Origin of the sequence: Bradyrhizobium ottawaense, assembly GCF_900099825.1 — a bacterium.
GTDB lineage: Bacteria > Pseudomonadota > Alphaproteobacteria > Rhizobiales > Xanthobacteraceae > Bradyrhizobium > Bradyrhizobium ottawaense_A.
Window position 1 is genome coordinate 5,446,928 of sequence record NZ_LT629693.1, and the last position, 14,702, is coordinate 5,461,629.

Below are 14,702 nucleotides of genomic sequence, written 5' to 3' on the forward strand. Positions count from 1 at the left end.
TCGGGGAGAATCGCCATGGTTGCGCGCAATCGGGGAGCACGCAAGCTGCCTTAAACGCAGGCCTGCCTCAAATTTCGGGGAAGGTCAGTTCGAACGGCCGAGGTGCTTGGCGCGCCAGGCCGGGCCCGGGCCGCGCATGTAATGCAGTTCCGGCCGGTAGGGATTGAACGCCCGTTCCACGAACTGGCGCCAGAAGGCCAGCAGCTCAGCCAAAGGCTTCGCAAGTCCGTTGTTGCGGTGCGCGGGGGTGGAAAGGGATGCCGAACTGATCGTTGCCATGACGCGAGCCCTTGTTTTCGTCTGCGGCTTTTGCCGCTCTGGATGCTCTGTTAGACGTCCTGAAAACCAGTTTTCGCCTGATTTATTAAAAGTTAGTTTCAATTGGCGTGATCTGACGCACACATGGTATCCACCCCGTAATGATCCGTGGTGAACGAATGGAAAACGGGTTCCCCACGGTTGCCCTTTGGGGGCCGCGCCGCTACATCAGCGGCAGCAAATTTCCATAAATCCTCTGGTTTCAAGGGATCGCGATGGCTCGCCAGTTCGTTTACTTCATGCAGGGTTTGACCAAGAGCTACCCGACCCGGAAGGTGCTCGATAACGTCCATCTGTCGTTCTACCCGGACGCCAAGATCGGCGTGCTCGGCGTCAACGGCTCCGGCAAGTCGACCCTGTTGCGGATCATGGCCGGCCTCGACAAGGAATATAACGGCGAAGCCTGGGTCGCCGAGGGCGCCCGTGTCGGCTACCTCGAACAGGAGCCGCAGCTCGACGCCACCAAGACGGTCCGCGAGAACGTCATGCTGGGTGTCGCCAAGCAGAAGGCGATCCTCGATCGCTACAACGAACTGGCGATGAACTACTCCGAGGAGACCGCCGACGAGATGACCAAGCTGCAGGACGAGATCGAGGCCGCCGGCCTCTGGGATCTCGACAGCAAGGTCGACCAGGCGATGGACGCGCTGCGCTGCCCGCCGGACGATGCCGACGTCAGCAAGCTGTCGGGCGGCGAGCGCCGCCGCGTCGCGCTGTGCAAATTGCTGCTCGACCAGCCGGAACTGCTGCTGCTCGACGAACCGACCAACCATCTCGACGCCGAGTCGGTGTCATGGCTGGAAGGCCATCTGCGCAACTATCCCGGCGCGATCCTGATCGTGACCCATGACCGCTACTTCCTCGACAACGTCACGAGCTGGATTCTCGAGCTCGACCGCGGCAAGGGCATTCCCTACGAGGGCAACTATTCGTCCTGGCTGGGGCAGAAGCAGAAGCGCCTCGAGCAGGAAGGCCGCGAAGACGCCGCGCATCAGAAGACGCTGGCCCGCGAGCAGGAATGGATCGCGTCCTCTCCCAAGGCGCGGCAAGCCAAGTCCAAGGCGCGCTACCAGCGCTATGAGGACCTGCTGAAGCAGGCGAGCGAGAAGCAGAGCCAGGGCGCGCAGATCACGATTCCGGTGGCCGAGCGGCTCGGCCAGAACGTCGTCGACTTCGAGGGCCTCAACAAGGCCTTCGGCGACCGCGTGCTGATCGAGGATCTCACCTTCAAGCTGCCGCCGGGCGGCATCGTCGGCGTGATCGGTCCCAACGGCGCCGGCAAGACCACGCTGTTCCGGATGATCACCAAGCAGGAAACCCCGGACAAGGGCACCATCACCGTCGGCGAGAGCGTGCATCTCGGTTATGTCGACCAGTCGCGCGACGATCTCGACGGCAAGAAGAGCGTGTGGGAGGAAATCTCCGGCGGCAATGAACTGATCCTGCTCGGCAAGAAGGAAGTGAACTCGCGCGGCTATTGCTCGTCGTTCAACTTCAAGGGCGCCGACCAGCAGAAGAAGGTCGGCGCGCTGTCGGGCGGCGAGCGCAACCGCGTTCATCTGGCCAAGATGCTCAAGTCCGGCGCCAACGTGCTGCTGCTCGACGAACCGACCAACGATCTCGACGTCGATACGCTGCGCGCGCTGGAAGAGGCGCTGGAGGATTTCGCCGGCTGCGCCGTCATCATCAGTCATGACCGCTGGTTCCTCGACCGCATCGCGACGCATATCCTGGCCTTCGAAGACGACAGCCATGTCGAATGGTTCGAAGGCAACTTCCAGGATTACGAAAAGGACAAGATGCGCCGGCTGGGCCAGGACAGCATCATTCCGCATCGCGTGAAGTACAAGAAGCTGACGCGATAAACAGCCGAACTGAACCAGCCGTGATCGAGATCGGGCATCGGGTTGCGATGCCCGGCAAATAGCTGTTGATCGACGGCTTTATGGCAGCCTGCTGCGGCCAGTTGTCGCTTCACAGCCGGGTGAGACTGGTTAGATATACCCAGCTTCCGCCGTTCGAACCCCGCAGCGAGCCATCCAGAATGTCGCTTACTCCCGAGACGCCCTTGCCGCCGAAGGGCCTGTCGTTGCGTCCGATTCCGATGCTGATCTTCGGTTCGCGCTGGCTGCAGTTGCCGCTGTATATCGGGCTGATCGTGGCCCAGGGCGTCTACGTCGTGCTGTTCGTCAAGGAGCTGTGGCACCTGTTCGCCCACTCGTTCGATTTCAGCGAGCAGCAGATCATGCTGGCGGTGCTGGGCCTGATCGACGTCGTCATGATTTCGAACCTGCTGGTGATGGTGATCGTCGGCGGCTACGAGACCTTCGTCTCCCGCCTCAATCTGCGGGGGCATCCCGACGAGCCCGAATGGCTCAGTCACGTCAATGCCAGCGTGCTGAAGATCAAGCTGGCGATGGCGATCATCGGCATTTCCTCGATCCATCTGTTGCGCACATTCATCGAGGCCGGCGGGCTGGCGTCGGGAAAGACCGGCTATACCGAAACCGGCGTGATGTGGCAGACCATCATCCATACCGTGTTCATTCTGTCGGCTATTGGCATCGCCTATGTCGACAAGCTTTCCAACGGCGCGATCGAGGCGGCGAAGCAGCAGGGCGCGCACTGATCGCGGGGTTCCGCTGTCCGAGTTCACAGCGAGGGATGGTCATGATAGGATTGACCATGGCCGTTTTCGATATCGACACGTGAGCAAATCGTTGCGGGTGCAATGCCGCTTGATGACCGTTGGCCTGCTGCTTCTGGCGCTGACGCTGCACACGCCCGCCCGTGCCGCCGACGCCGTCTTTACCCAGTTCATCGCCTCGTTGTGGCCGGAGGCGCAGGCGGCCGGGGTTTCTCGCGCGACCTTCGATGCCGAAACCCGCGGCCTTGAGCCGGACTACAAATTGCCGGACCTGATCCTGCCGGGACGGCCCGCGACCGGCGCGCCGTCGCAGGCCGAGTTCGTGCAGGTGCCGGCGGATTATATCAAGGAAGCCTCGATCGGGCGGCTCGCGGCCGAGGGGCAGAAGCTGATGGCGAAGCATCGCGCCGCGCTCGACGGAATCGAAAAGCGTTTCGGCGTTCCCGCCAGCGTCGTGCTCGCCATCTGGGGACGCGAGACCGACTACGGCCGCTATGCCTTGCCGTATGACACGCTGCGCGTGGTCGCCACACAGGCCTATGTCGGCCGGCGCAAGGACCAGTACCGCACCGAATTCATCCTGGCGCTGAAAATCCTTGGCGAGGGCGCGGTGACGCGCAAGGAATTCCGCTCGTCCTGGGCCGGCGCCACCGGCTACACGCAGTTCCTGCCGTCCGAATATTACAAGCACGGCGTCGATCTCGACGGCGACGGCCGCGTCGACATCTGGCATTCGGTGCCGGACGCACTGGCCTCCGCAGCCCAGCAGCTCGTCAACAAGGGATGGCAGCCGGGCGTGCGCTGGGCCTACGAGGTGCGTGCGCCCGGCAATGTCGATTGCACCATGGGCGTGCCCGAAGTGACGAAGCCGATCGGCGAATGGCTGCGCGCGGGTTTCGTGCCGGTGCGCGGACAGAAACTCGGGCCGGCCGAGCAGGCGCAACCGGCCTCGCTGCTGCAGCCCGAGGGCGTCTACGGTCCGGCGTTCCTGACCACGAAGAACTACTTCGTCATCAAGGAATATAACTTCTCCGACCTGTATGTGCTGTTCGTCGGCCATCTCAGTGACCGCATGGGAAGTCCGCTGCCGTTTGCAACGCCTTGGTCGGCGTCGACGCAATTACGCACCAAAGACGTCGAGGCGATGCAGCGTCACCTGACGCGGATCGGGCTCTACAAGGATAAGCTCGACGGCAAGGCGGGCATGCAGACCCGCGCGGCGCTTGGCGCCTATCAGAAGTCCGCCGGTCTCAAGGTCGATTGCTGGCCCAGCGAAGCGGTGCTGAATTCGATGAGTGCCGCACGCTGAAGGCGGCATGAAAAAAGCCCGGCCGATTTCCCGGCCGGGCCTTGAATCAAAGCGCGCAGGTTGCGCGCCGGTCGGTTGGATCAGTCGCAGACCTCGACGCGGCGGAAACGCCAGCCGTAACCGTCCCAGAAACGCTCGCGGACCATGCGGCAGGCCGGGTAAGGCGCGTCTTCCACATAGACCGGGCCACCGTAGGCCGGGCGGCTGGAAGCGATCGCGCCACCGATGATCGCGCCGCCGAGGAGGCCCGCTGCGATACCAACGCCAACGCCACGCTGTGCGCTGGCAGGGGTCGCTGCGAGCGAACCGGCAAGCGTTGCAACCGCGACCAAGGCAGCAAATGTCTTCTTCATGTCCTTGGCTCTCCTGGAGTGGCGCCTTCGCCGGCACCGGGGGTTTGGGGCACGCTGTCGTTCGAATTGGCCGCCGCTGGTAGCGCATCCGGCTCAATCCAAAACAAGCGCATCAGGCTGTTGAGCGGGAAAAGCGGTTTTTTTCTGCCGCAAACGACAATCGCCCCGGAAAACAGGCTGTTTTCCGGGGCGACATATCAGATTTAATGAAGGTGAACGGGACTAGTTGCAGACCCGAACGTTGCGAACGCGCCAGCCATAGCCGTCCCAGAAGCGCTGCCGCTGCAGGTAGCAATCAGGACCGTAACCGGGTTCGACAACATAGGCCGGACCGGGCGCGTAGTAGCCGGGGCCGTAGTAACCGTTCTGCGAGGCGATCGCGCCGCCGACAATGGCGCCACCGATCAATCCGGCAGCGACACCGGCCGCAACGCCACGCTGCGCATGGGCGGGAGCGGGCATCGCAACAGCGGAAACAGCCAGCGCGGCGACGGCACCGAGCGCCATCAATGTCTTCTTCATGGCCTCACCTTTCTCATGGGAGCAAAGGACAGTTCCTAAAGCGTTCTGTCACGGCGAAGTTTCCACAATTCACTTAAATGATCAATGAACGGGGGCGCCTTATTTGGCGACCAATGACAGGAAATCGGGCCGTCCGACGGAGGACAGTCCGGGTCCGCGGCCGAACCAGCCGAACCAGAGGGGTGTCATGACCGGCGGAATGACGGCATTTTTGGCGGCGGTCGGCGGGACGTCGCTGATTTGCTACCTGCTGATGAACCGGGTGCAAGGCCGTGGCGCCCGGCGCCAGGGCGCATCCGGCGACAGCGCCGGTAGCGGCGCGAGCTACGATTCCGGCGGCGATGGCTGGAACATCTTCTCCTGGTTCAGCAGCGATACATCGTCATCCGACCCGTCGGGGCCTCGGGCGATTGGGGCGGTTCCGACAGCGGAGGCGGTGGCGGGGACAGCGGTGGCGATGGCGGCGGCGGTGGTGATTAACGCTGCAACGCAGATCTCGAAGAAACCACATTAAGCCTGTGGCACAAGCCTTTTTAGAGCCGTTCCAAACTAGCTGATGGTTAGTTTGGAATTGCTTGAAACTGCTGTTTTTCCTTTTGCATCCCGTGCGGCCCTTCACTATCGAAGAGGTCAAGCATCACCGATGGGCCTGCCGTCTTCATGATCGTTTGTTCCTGCAACGTCCTCAGCGACCATGATGTCCGCAATGCCGTCAGCGCAGCCGGTGACTTGGCGCGCCATCCGAAGCAGATCTATGGCTGCCTCGGCTGCAGCGCCGAATGTGGCCGCTGCGCACGCACCATCAAGACCATCATCGACGAAGCGCTCGGTCCGTGCGCCAAGGCCTGCGGCTTGGGCTGTCCCCACAGCCATGCTGCCGCCGCCAATGATGAGCCTGCCCAGGAAACCATCCCGGCGTTCGCGCTCGCGGCCTGCTGAAAATCCTCTGAATCTTCTGGATTCTGTGGTTCCCGATCGGCTTTCCGGGAAGTGGTTGCTCTCGTCTGCGAACTGATTTAGAAGTATTCTAAATATAGTTTCAGGCCGATTTGGCCTCAAATCTGGAGTGCACCATGCAGGGCGACCCAAAAGTCATCGACTATCTCAACAAGGGCCTCCGCAGCGAGCTCACCGCCATCAGCCAGTACTGGCTGCATTACCGGCTCCTGAACAATTGGGGCCTGCTGGACATGGCCAAGGTCTGGCGCAAGGAATCCATCGAGGAGATGGAGCACGCCGACAAGTTCACCGACCGGATCCTGTTTCTGGACGGCTTTCCCAACATGCAGGTGCTCGATCCGTTGCGGATCGGCCAGAACGTCAAGGAAATCATCGATTGCGATCTCGCCTCCGAGATCGCCGCGCGCACGCTCTACCAGGAAGCCGCGACCTACTGTCATGGCGTCAAGGACTACGTCACCCGCGACCTGTTCGAGCAGTTGATGAAGGACGAGGAACATCACATCGATTTCCTCGAGACCCAGCTCGATCTGATCAAGCGCATCGGGCTCGAGCTCTACACCCAGAAGCATGTCGGCGGGCTCGAGAGCGAGCACTGAGGCGCCAAATGCGCGCGCGAACTTCGTCATGGCCGGGCTTGTCCCGGCCATCCACGTCTTTGGCGTCCCGCGAAAGCAAGACGTGGATGCCCGGCTCAAGGCCGGGCATGACGGGGAAATATAGCGATCGCCCCTACAACTGCGTCTTGTACCGCTCGTAGACCACTTCCTGGCTTTCCGGTTCGCCGAGGCCGGTCTGGTCGTGGATCACCTGGCCGATGCTGGGCATCACCGAACGCTCGACGCGATCGCCCGCCCACAGCTTCGAGCGCATCAGCGCCTTGCCGCAGTGGAAATAGACTTCGCTGACGTCGATGCGCAGCGCCGCGCGCGGCGGCTTGCCGAACTCCACCATCGATGCCAGCAGTTCCGGGTCCGCCGACAGCTTTCCCCTGCCGCCGACCCGCAGCGTCTCGTCGATCCCGGGCACGAAGAAGATCAGCTGCACGAAGCCCGAGCCTTCGACGATGTTCCTGAAACTGTCGATCCGGTTATTGCCGGAGCGATCCGGCATCAGCAGTTCGTTCGGACCGGCCACGCTGACGAAGCCGGGATTGCCGCCGCGCGGCGATGCATCGACGCTGCCGTCGGAGCCGGATGTCGCCAGCACGCAGAACGGCGACATGCCGATGAATTTTTTCGCATGCACGTCGATCGCCGGTCGCGCCTTGGCGATCACGCGCGGCGAGGGAGCTGGATAGATCGTGGCGAGGTCGCTGGCGCTGAAATCGGTCAAGGACGTTCTCCGAAGCTGGCATCGTCAGGTCGTCAAAATATCATCGTCTGGTTTCGGCGGCCACCGCTATCGGCGCCATCAGCCGACGTAGCACGCGCGGTGTGACCGTGCCATGGGTCGTCGCGTGGCGGAATTCACATCGCGTCGGCCGGCACGAAACAACTGATGATGATGTTGCCGCGGTGATGCACATACCATACCACGGCCTCGCCGACCGGGTTGCCGCGGTCGCGAATGACGGCGCGCTCCGGCACCGCCATCCACTCGCCATCGATCGGAACCCAATAGGCGCCCTTGCGAACGTCGTAAGTGGTGCGATGGCCGTCGGAAATATCGCAGCAGGGTACGCCGTTCGGTGCCGTCACGCTCTTGAACCAGGCGCGGATGTCGGGCGCGACGTCGTCGTACTGGCCGTTGTCGAAGGCGATCGCGGCACTTGCCAGCAACGACAGACACGCGAGCAAAACAGATTGCGCGAGCCTTCGCATCTGATCCTCCGCCGTGTCCTCGTTTCATTTCGGACGCGGATGCGTCCGCGAATCGTAAGCCAAGCAATTCAAGCGGACCCTGATTGCGGATGCACGCTCAAATAATGAGCGATGCGGGCGATCGCAAGATTGATGCGGTGCGAAATTAGCAACGCCGTACCGCCACGACTCGCCGGCTCACATGGTCCGCTGCGGCGCGGTCTGCAGCAATTCCTGCAACTTCTGTTTCCAGAACGCCGCGTTGCCGGTGGTGAGATGGCCGCGGGTTTCGGTCGAGGCCGGTATCAGAAACAGCCGGCCGTTCTTGACCCGTTTCAGCGCCGCATCGGTGACGCCGGTTTCCGGCGGATTGCGCTCGTCGTCCGCGGCGTTGATCGCCAGCAGCGTGGCCTCGATCTTGTCGAGGCTCGCTGTCGGATTGTAGTCGCGCGAGGCCTCCCACTGGTAGACGAAGTCGTTGGCATCGGCGGTAACCGCCACGGCAAGCCGCTCGTCGACCATCTTGTCGGCCGCCGCCGCCGTCGGCGCCAGCATCTGATAGGCGAGGGTGCCGCCGCCGGTTGCAATGCCATAGGCGTTGACGGCGTATTTCATCATCCGCGGTTGTTCGGTGTAGTTGCCGGCCTTGTAGTCGGGATCGTTGCGGATGGTCTCGATCATCATCCGCCGCAGCATCCAGTTGCGCGCCGCCATCTCGGTCGGCTGCGAAGCCATCGGCACCAGCGCATCCATGAACTGCGGATACCTGCCGCCCCAGATCCAGGTGTGCATGCCGCCCATCGAATTGCCGATGACGAGCCGCAGGTGGTTTACGCCGAGCCCTTCCGTGACCAGACGGTAATGCGCGTCGACCATGTCCTCGTAATCGTATTTCGGGAATGCCGTCTTCAGGCCGTCCGAGGGCTTTGACGATTTTCCGTGGCCGAGTCCGTCCGGAATGATGATGTAGTATTTCGCGGCATCGAGCGGCTGGCCGGGGCCAAACAATTCGCCGGCGAACGCCGTTGTCAGCATGCTGGCCGCAGAGCCGCCCGAACCATGCAGCACCAGCACCGGCTGGCCGGTCGGCTCACCAACGGTGGTGTAGTGCAGCCGCAGCTCCGGCATGTTCTCGCCGGTGTGGAATTTGAAATCCTTGGCGATCCAGTCGCCCTGTTTCGGGGCCGGATAGTCGGCGGCATATGCCGTGAGGGGCGTCAAGGCGAGGGCTACCGACAAGGCTGCGTACGAAAAATTCATGGTGTTCTCCCCGAGGTGCGGCCACTTTGAACGGGCTGCTTGCCGGAGAGGCTACCACGTCGGCTGTTTCAGCGTCACCAGATCGGCGCGCGGGGGCCTCAACTCTGGACGTCGGTTTCGGGCCGGTCGCTGCCGTCGGCGGTCTCGGTGTGCCACTTGCCGTCCGCCGTCTCGTATTGAATCGCTTCGGTACGGCCGGGAACCCGCTGTTCGGCCGCCACGCGCCGCGCCGCTGCCAGAGCCGCGGCGTGGTTCGGAAACGGCTCGGAGAATACGCCATCAACGGTGTAGGCCCAGCCGCCGTCATGCTGGACGACCTTGTAAGTCACATGGCTCATCGGGAACTCGCTTCTGCCGAGGGGTGAACGCTTCGCCCATTCTATGACAGAATGGGCTGTATTGTCGGATTTTGTGTTGGCCGTTCGTCCCTGGAGACGGCCGGGCTGAATTTCGGGCGGAGGAGAGGACCATGTGCCGCAACATCAAGACGCTGTTCAATTTCGAGCCGCCGGCGACCCATGCTGAAATCCATGCCTCGGCGCTGCAATTCGTGCGCAAGCTTTCCGGCTTCAATTCGCCCTCGCAGGCCAACGCCGAGGCCTTCAACCGCGCGGTCTCCGAAGTCTCCGACAGCGCGCGGCGCCTGCTGGCGTCGCTGCAGACCCAAGCGCCCGCGCGCGACCGCGAGGTGGAGGCCGCCAAGGCGAAGGAACGCTCGCGGGCACGGTTCGGGTGAGGGCGCGCCCATCGCCTTCGTGATGCAGCTCACGGTCGGGCGATGTGACGAGGCCTAGGGTGGCTTCATTCCGTCTTTGGAGCGATGCCATGAAGCCGACGATGCCCCTGAAATACTGTTCCATTGCCTTCGCGGTTCTGTGGGCAGGCTGGATGCTGTGGTGGAGCGGCACCTTCACGCCCGCCAACATCATCATTCTCTCGGTCTGCGGCGCGGTTGTCGGCTATTTCTGGTATCGCGCCATGCGCTGGTCGTTCCGGTGGATGAAGCTGCTGCCGCAGAATCATATTGACCCCGGCGCCGATCCCGGCGCGGGCCATTCCGCGCCGTGATCAGGCGTCCCATTCGACCGGCAGGTTGAGCAGGCCGCGAAACGCCCAGCCGCCGATCCGCACCGGCTCGCGCGCGTCGAGCCGCAAGCCCTTCAATCGGGCGAAGATGCCGGGCAAGGCGACGTCGGCCACCATGGCGCGGGACGCAAAGGCGCCGGCGCAGTAATGCGGCCCGGCGCCGAATGCGATGCTCTTCTGGGTGTTGCGCGTGACGTCGAAACGGTCGGGATCGTCGAAGCAGGCTTCGTCCCGATTGGCCGAACCGAACATGAAGAACACGCGGTCCTCCGGCTCGAAATCGACACCGCCATAGGACCACGGCTTCGCCACCCGGCGCGGCGACATGCCGATCGGCGCAATCCAGCGCGCATATTCCTCGAACACGTCGAGCCATTTTGCCTTGCCGCCGTGCACCAGCGCGAGCTGGTCCGGATGCGTCAGCAACGCCCAGATCGCGCCTGCGATGGCGTCGCGCGGCTCGTTCTGGCCCCCCGAAATCGCCAGCTTGATGTTGGCGCGGATGCTTTCCATCGGTTGGCCGGCGGCCAGCAGCACGCTGAGGATCGAGGTGTTCGGATGCTTGGTCACGACCGGAATCATGTCGTCGATCGCGGCATCGATGCCCGCGGTGGCGGCATGGCAGCGCGCCTCGACTTGCCTGTCGCCGGTATAGTTCGCGATGCCGTCGATCATCGCCTGCGACCACGCGTCCATGTCCTCGAAGCGCATGTTGGTGAGGCCGGTGACGTCCTTTAAGCATTCGGCCGACAACGGCAGCGCGAACGCCTTGCAGAGGTCGGCTGAGCCGCGCGGCGCGAGCTGGTCGAGGATGCGGTCGCCATGGGCCTGGAACTGCCGCACCCAGGTGTCGCGCACGGTGCGCGGCGACACCGCCGGAAACATCGCGGTCCGCTCTGCCATGTGCGCATCGCCATCCTTGCGCATCATGTTGTGGCCCATCAGCACGTTCATCAGGCCGGCCGGCTGGTGCGACGAGAATATGTCGATGCGTTTTTCCTGGGTGAAGATATCGTCGCGCCGCGTGAACACGGTGGAGTTAAGCTGCGGTACGAACGCGATCGGCGCTTCCTTGCGCATCCGTGCCAGCGCCGGATAGGGATCGGCCCAGAACGCCGATACGTCGATGTCGAAATGCGGGGCGTTGGACATGGTGCGCTCAAATCGTCCGGTAGCCGCCGTCGACCATCACGATCGAGCCCGAGACATAGGCCGACATGTCGGAGGCGAGGAAGATCGCGGGGCCGACGATGTCTTCGGCGGTGCCGGCGCGGCCGAGCGGGGTGTGGGCGACGAAGACCTTGGCCAGATCCGGATTGCTGGCGCGCACCTTCTCGTTCAGCGGCGTCTCGATGAAGCCGGGGCCGATCGCGTTGACGCGCACGCCCTCCTTGCCGAGTTCGGCCGCCAGCGCCTTGGTGAAGCCGAGCACGCCGTGCTTGGAGGCGGTATAGGCCGGCGAACTCGGCGTTTTCAGATGCACGAAGGACTGGATCGAGCCGATATTGACGATGCGTCCCTTCAAGGCCCGCAGCGGCTCGAGGAAGGCATAGGTCACGTTGAAGACGCCGTTGAGGTTGATCGCGATGATGTCTTCCCAATCCTTGATCACGGCTTCGGCCGCGCCCAGCATGCCGTTGCGGCGGGCGATGCCGGCATTGTTGACGAGAATCGAGACCCGCCCGACCTTGTCGGCGACGTGTTTGGCCATCGCGAAACAGTCGTCGCGTTGGCTGACATCGAGGACAAAGCTCTCGGCCTTGCCGCCGGCGTCGCGGATTTCCTTGGCGACGTCGGCCGCCGCCTTCTCGTTCATGTCGAGCAGCACCACCCGCGCGCCCTCGCGGGCATAGCCGTTGGCGATCGCGCGCCCGATGCCGGAGCCAGCGCCGGTGACGACGGCGATGTGGTTTTGGAGCAAGGGCATGCGCGTTTCCTCTGTTTTGCGATTTTGACAGAGGATAGCAAGCGGGCCCGCCGGCACAAGGTGGCAGGAGTTGCGGGCAGATATGCCGCAGCTCGCCTCGGGCAACCCGACTAGAACGAGCAGGTGCCGTCGTGCAGCAGAGCGTCCTTGAACACCAGCGCATCGCCGAAGGTCGGCACCTCGCTGCCGATGATCACAACGTAGTTCAACGGCCACGGCGCGGTCGGGATGCTCTCGTCCCAGATCTGGCAGAAGCCGGAGTCCTGCCAGCGGATCAGGTGAAATGCGGCCTCGGCCGGGCTCGAAGCGGCAAGGGCGGTGCAGCCGACGGCGGCAACGGCGCAGAGGGAAAATAGACGACGCATGGATCATCTCCGGTTTGAACGGCGGGGGCGTTGACGCATGGCTATGATTTTGTCCGGCGAGGCCGCGATTGGTTCAATGCATTCGGGCGCCGTTCTGCTAGGGTAGCCGCGGGGGGCCAACCGGAGGCCGGCATGAGCGTGACCGGAAATTCGCAAGAAGCGCGGAATTTGCAAGCTTCGCGCCTGCGCATCGGTGCGACGATCGCGTTCGCGATCTGCGCCGCGACAGGCTTTTCGTCCGGGTTCGAGAGCTCATTGGCCGCGCCGCCGCTGGCGGTTGCCGTGGCGGATTTCGATTATGTCGACACCTCGGGCGAGGCCGTGGACCAGAGCGCCGAGCATCGCACCCGCGTGGCGTCGTTCGCCGCACTGCTGCGCGACAATATTGGCGCCCGGGGCGATTATCGGGTGATGCCGATCGATTGCCCGGATCATCCCTGCACCGCCACCAGCATGACGCCGGATGCGTTTGTCGCGGCGGCCCGCCGCGCCGGCGCGCGGCTGGTGGTCTATGGCGGCATCCGCAAGATGAGCACGCTGGTGCAGTGGGGCGAGGTGCAGTTGCTCGATCTCGAGAACGAGAAGCTGCTGCTGCGGCGCACCGTGACGTTCCGCGGCGACAACGACATGGCCTATCGCCGTGCCGCCGATTTCGTCGGCGATACGCTGAAGGACGCGATGCCGAAGCCGTGAGCGCGTCAGGCTTGATTACCGTCCCGTGAGCTGCGCCACGCCTTCGATCTCGATCAGCATTTTTGGATCGGGCAGCGCCACCACCACGCAGGTGGTGCGGGCGGGATAGGGCGCCGGCCCGAACGCCGCGGCATAGAGCTTGTTCATGACCGGGACGTCAGAGGCGCGGGTCAGCAGCACGTTGACCTTGACCAGGTCGCGAAACGTCGCCCCGGCCTCGTCGAGCACGCGCTTGATGTTGGCGACCACAAAGCCGAACTGCGCCTCGAACCCGTCAGCCAGCACGCCGTTCTCGTCGAAGCCGGGAATGCCGGAGATGAACAGCAGGTCGCCGGTGCGGGCGGCGAACGACAGCGGTGGCGACTTGACGCCTGATGGAGGGGCGAAGTGCTTGATCGGGGGCATCGGGACTCCTTTTTGCCATGGTGCTGATGCAATGACGGAAGCACTTTGCCCATCCAGCCTTTCGGTTACAATCCGCAAATCGCGACTCAATAAATCAAGGTTCTTGCGCGTCGCAACACGCATTCATCAATCCCGGGAAACCCATTCATGAAGATGTCATCCGCCCTCCGTGCCGCTCTGCTCGCACTGATCACCTTTGCCGGTACCCTGCTGTCCTCGGCCTCGCATGCCGACGAGGGTTTTGTGCAGCTCACGATCTACAAGGCCGGCTGGATCATCGGCGGCTCCGGCGGCAGCGGTTCGCTGACGTTCCGCGGCCGGACCTACTCGCTGTCGACCGGCGGCCTCGATTACGGCCTGGTGTTCGGCGGCTCGAAGACGGTGCTGCGCGGCCGGGTCAGCAACATCTACCGCCCGTCGGATGTCGCCGGCGTCTACGGCGCCGCCGGTGCCGGCCTTGCCGTCGGCCGCGGCGCCCGCGCCATCGTGCTGACCAACCAGAAGGGCGCGGTGCTGGAACTGTCCGGCAGCCAGACCGGCCTGATGGCGAACGCCGATCTCAGCGGGTTGGCGATCACGATGAGGTAGGCGGGCGATAACCCCTCGGCGTCGTCCCTGCGAACGCAGGGACCCATACCGCGTGATCTATCGATGAGGCGCGGTGGCTGAGACCATCCGTAAAACCCAGGCCGGTGGCTATCGGTCCCCGCGTTCGCGGGGACGACGTGGGGTGGGTTTCCGTATTCAACTGTCAAACAGCGCGAGACACACATCCGCATTCCCGCGGCGCGTTCCGCCCGAAGTTTTGCATTTCGTTTGCCCTCTTGAAGTAAAGAGGGCGCAGGGAAGACCGGGTGCACGCCGCACCCGCGGTCTCATGTGCGATGTGGGTAGTAAATGCTGCACATGAGCATACAGGTTTGGCGGAATCACACCGGCCTTCCCTGCGCAATGGCTTTACGGCTTATACGATTTCGTCCTGGTGACCGGCTTTCTTGCCACCATCATCCGCTGGAAGCGTGAGCCTCTCACGAACTTGACGCCAGCACCGGGGC

21 protein-coding genes are annotated in these 14,702 nt (G+C 63.4%); 10 read left to right on the top strand and 11 right to left on the bottom strand.

The features are described from left to right. Nucleotides 1–84: 84 nt before the first annotated feature. Complete coding sequence (locus BLR13_RS25370) at nucleotides 85–279, bottom strand: hypothetical protein (protein ID WP_074818225.1); 195 nt, start codon at nucleotides 277–279, stop codon at nucleotides 85–87. A 254-nt stretch (nucleotides 280–533) separates the two neighbouring features. Between BLR13_RS25370 and ettA the strand changes: the two genes are divergently transcribed. The 3 genes from ettA (at nucleotide 534) to BLR13_RS25385 (ending at nucleotide 4,274) form a co-directional block, all read left to right on the top strand. After that, nucleotides 534–2,183, top strand: coding sequence for an energy-dependent translational throttle protein EttA (gene ettA / locus BLR13_RS25375; protein ID WP_074818224.1), 1,650 nt, complete (start codon nucleotides 534–536; stop codon nucleotides 2,181–2,183). Nucleotides 2,184–2,362: 179 nt separating this feature from the next. Beyond that, complete coding sequence (locus BLR13_RS25380) at nucleotides 2,363–2,947, top strand: TIGR00645 family protein (RefSeq protein ID WP_074818223.1); 585 nt, start codon at nucleotides 2,363–2,365, stop codon at nucleotides 2,945–2,947. 112 nt (nucleotides 2,948–3,059) lie between these two features. Next, the gene (locus BLR13_RS25385; RefSeq protein WP_074818222.1) at nucleotides 3,060–4,274 is read left to right on the top strand and encodes a lytic murein transglycosylase; all 1,215 of its coding nucleotides are present in this window, start codon (nucleotides 3,060–3,062) and stop codon (nucleotides 4,272–4,274) included. An 80-nt stretch (nucleotides 4,275–4,354) separates the two neighbouring features. On the opposite strand, the gene BLR13_RS25390 is transcribed toward BLR13_RS25385, so the two are convergent. Both BLR13_RS25390 and BLR13_RS25395 read right to left on the bottom strand, forming a co-directional pair. Then, on the bottom strand, nucleotides 4,355–4,627 hold the full coding sequence (locus tag BLR13_RS25390) for a hypothetical protein (RefSeq protein ID WP_074818220.1): 273 nt from the start codon (nucleotides 4,625–4,627) through the stop codon (nucleotides 4,355–4,357). A gap of 222 nt (nucleotides 4,628–4,849) precedes the next feature. Continuing rightward, a complete protein-coding gene (locus BLR13_RS25395; RefSeq protein ID WP_074818218.1) occupies nucleotides 4,850–5,149 on the bottom strand; it encodes a hypothetical protein in 300 nt (99 codons plus the stop codon). Between the two features lie 187 nt (nucleotides 5,150–5,336). Between BLR13_RS25395 and BLR13_RS25400 the strand changes: the two genes are divergently transcribed. From BLR13_RS25400 to bfr, 3 genes are all read left to right on the top strand, one after another. Next, a complete protein-coding gene (locus BLR13_RS25400; RefSeq protein ID WP_074818216.1) occupies nucleotides 5,337–5,663 on the top strand; it encodes a hypothetical protein in 327 nt (108 codons plus the stop codon). 146 nt (nucleotides 5,664–5,809) lie between these two features. Then, nucleotides 5,810–6,088: a (2Fe-2S)-binding protein gene (locus BLR13_RS25405; RefSeq protein ID WP_074818213.1), complete on the top strand. Its 279-nt coding sequence runs from the start codon at nucleotides 5,810–5,812 to the stop codon at nucleotides 6,086–6,088. A 134-nt stretch (nucleotides 6,089–6,222) separates the two neighbouring features. Next, nucleotides 6,223–6,708, top strand: a complete 486-nt coding sequence (gene bfr / locus BLR13_RS25410) for a bacterioferritin (RefSeq protein WP_074818209.1) — start codon at nucleotides 6,223–6,225, stop codon at nucleotides 6,706–6,708. A gap of 133 nt (nucleotides 6,709–6,841) precedes the next feature. Here the strand turns inward: bfr and BLR13_RS25415 are convergent, their stop codons facing one another. The 4 genes from BLR13_RS25415 to BLR13_RS25430 all read right to left on the bottom strand — a co-directional run bounded on the left by BLR13_RS25415 (nucleotide 6,842) and on the right by BLR13_RS25430 (nucleotide 9,509). After that, the gene (locus tag BLR13_RS25415; protein WP_074818208.1) at nucleotides 6,842–7,444 is read right to left on the bottom strand and encodes a pyridoxamine 5'-phosphate oxidase family protein; all 603 of its coding nucleotides are present in this window, start codon (nucleotides 7,442–7,444) and stop codon (nucleotides 6,842–6,844) included. Nucleotides 7,445–7,578: 134 nt separating this feature from the next. Continuing rightward, the gene (locus BLR13_RS25420; RefSeq protein WP_074818206.1) at nucleotides 7,579–7,932 is read right to left on the bottom strand and encodes a hypothetical protein; all 354 of its coding nucleotides are present in this window, start codon (nucleotides 7,930–7,932) and stop codon (nucleotides 7,579–7,581) included. Nucleotides 7,933–8,109: 177 nt separating this feature from the next. Further along, nucleotides 8,110–9,171, bottom strand: coding sequence for an alpha/beta fold hydrolase (locus BLR13_RS25425; protein ID WP_074818204.1), 1,062 nt, complete (start codon nucleotides 9,169–9,171; stop codon nucleotides 8,110–8,112). Nucleotides 9,172–9,269: 98 nt separating this feature from the next. Continuing rightward, nucleotides 9,270–9,509 (bottom strand): DUF2188 domain-containing protein, encoded by a 240-nt coding sequence (locus BLR13_RS25430; protein ID WP_074818201.1) that lies wholly within the window; start codon nucleotides 9,507–9,509, stop codon nucleotides 9,270–9,272. Nucleotides 9,510–9,640: 131 nt separating this feature from the next. Between BLR13_RS25430 and BLR13_RS25435 the strand changes: the two genes are divergently transcribed. Beyond that, a complete protein-coding gene (locus tag BLR13_RS25435) occupies nucleotides 9,641–9,907 on the top strand; it encodes a DUF2277 domain-containing protein (RefSeq protein WP_074818198.1) in 267 nt (88 codons plus the stop codon). Nucleotides 9,908–9,996: 89 nt separating this feature from the next. Further along, nucleotides 9,997–10,239 carry a hypothetical protein gene (locus BLR13_RS25440; protein WP_074818194.1) on the top strand — a complete coding sequence of 81 codons (243 nt, stop codon included), beginning with the start codon at nucleotides 9,997–9,999 and terminating at the stop codon, nucleotides 10,237–10,239. On the opposite strand, the gene BLR13_RS25445 is transcribed toward BLR13_RS25440, so the two are convergent. From BLR13_RS25445 to BLR13_RS25455, 3 genes are all read right to left on the bottom strand, one after another. Continuing rightward, nucleotides 10,240–11,409, bottom strand: a complete 1,170-nt coding sequence (locus BLR13_RS25445) for a cytochrome P450 (protein WP_074818192.1) — start codon at nucleotides 11,407–11,409, stop codon at nucleotides 10,240–10,242. A gap of 7 nt (nucleotides 11,410–11,416) precedes the next feature. After that, nucleotides 11,417–12,184 carry an SDR family NAD(P)-dependent oxidoreductase gene (locus BLR13_RS25450; protein WP_074818191.1) on the bottom strand — a complete coding sequence of 256 codons (768 nt, stop codon included), beginning with the start codon at nucleotides 12,182–12,184 and terminating at the stop codon, nucleotides 11,417–11,419. Nucleotides 12,185–12,294: 110 nt separating this feature from the next. After that, the gene (locus tag BLR13_RS25455; protein ID WP_074818189.1) at nucleotides 12,295–12,549 is read right to left on the bottom strand and encodes a hypothetical protein; all 255 of its coding nucleotides are present in this window, start codon (nucleotides 12,547–12,549) and stop codon (nucleotides 12,295–12,297) included. Nucleotides 12,550–12,681: 132 nt separating this feature from the next. On the opposite strand from BLR13_RS25455, the gene BLR13_RS25460 reads away from it, so the two are divergent. After that, nucleotides 12,682–13,242: a DUF2380 domain-containing protein gene (locus BLR13_RS25460; RefSeq protein ID WP_074818186.1), complete on the top strand. Its 561-nt coding sequence runs from the start codon at nucleotides 12,682–12,684 to the stop codon at nucleotides 13,240–13,242. A gap of 15 nt (nucleotides 13,243–13,257) precedes the next feature. On the opposite strand, the gene BLR13_RS25465 is transcribed toward BLR13_RS25460, so the two are convergent. After that, the gene (locus tag BLR13_RS25465) at nucleotides 13,258–13,647 is read right to left on the bottom strand and encodes a RidA family protein (protein ID WP_074818184.1); all 390 of its coding nucleotides are present in this window, start codon (nucleotides 13,645–13,647) and stop codon (nucleotides 13,258–13,260) included. A gap of 147 nt (nucleotides 13,648–13,794) precedes the next feature. On the opposite strand from BLR13_RS25465, the gene BLR13_RS25470 reads away from it, so the two are divergent. Beyond that, nucleotides 13,795–14,235: a hypothetical protein gene (locus BLR13_RS25470; protein WP_074818182.1), complete on the top strand. Its 441-nt coding sequence runs from the start codon at nucleotides 13,795–13,797 to the stop codon at nucleotides 14,233–14,235. Nucleotides 14,236–14,702 lie beyond the last annotated feature (467 nt).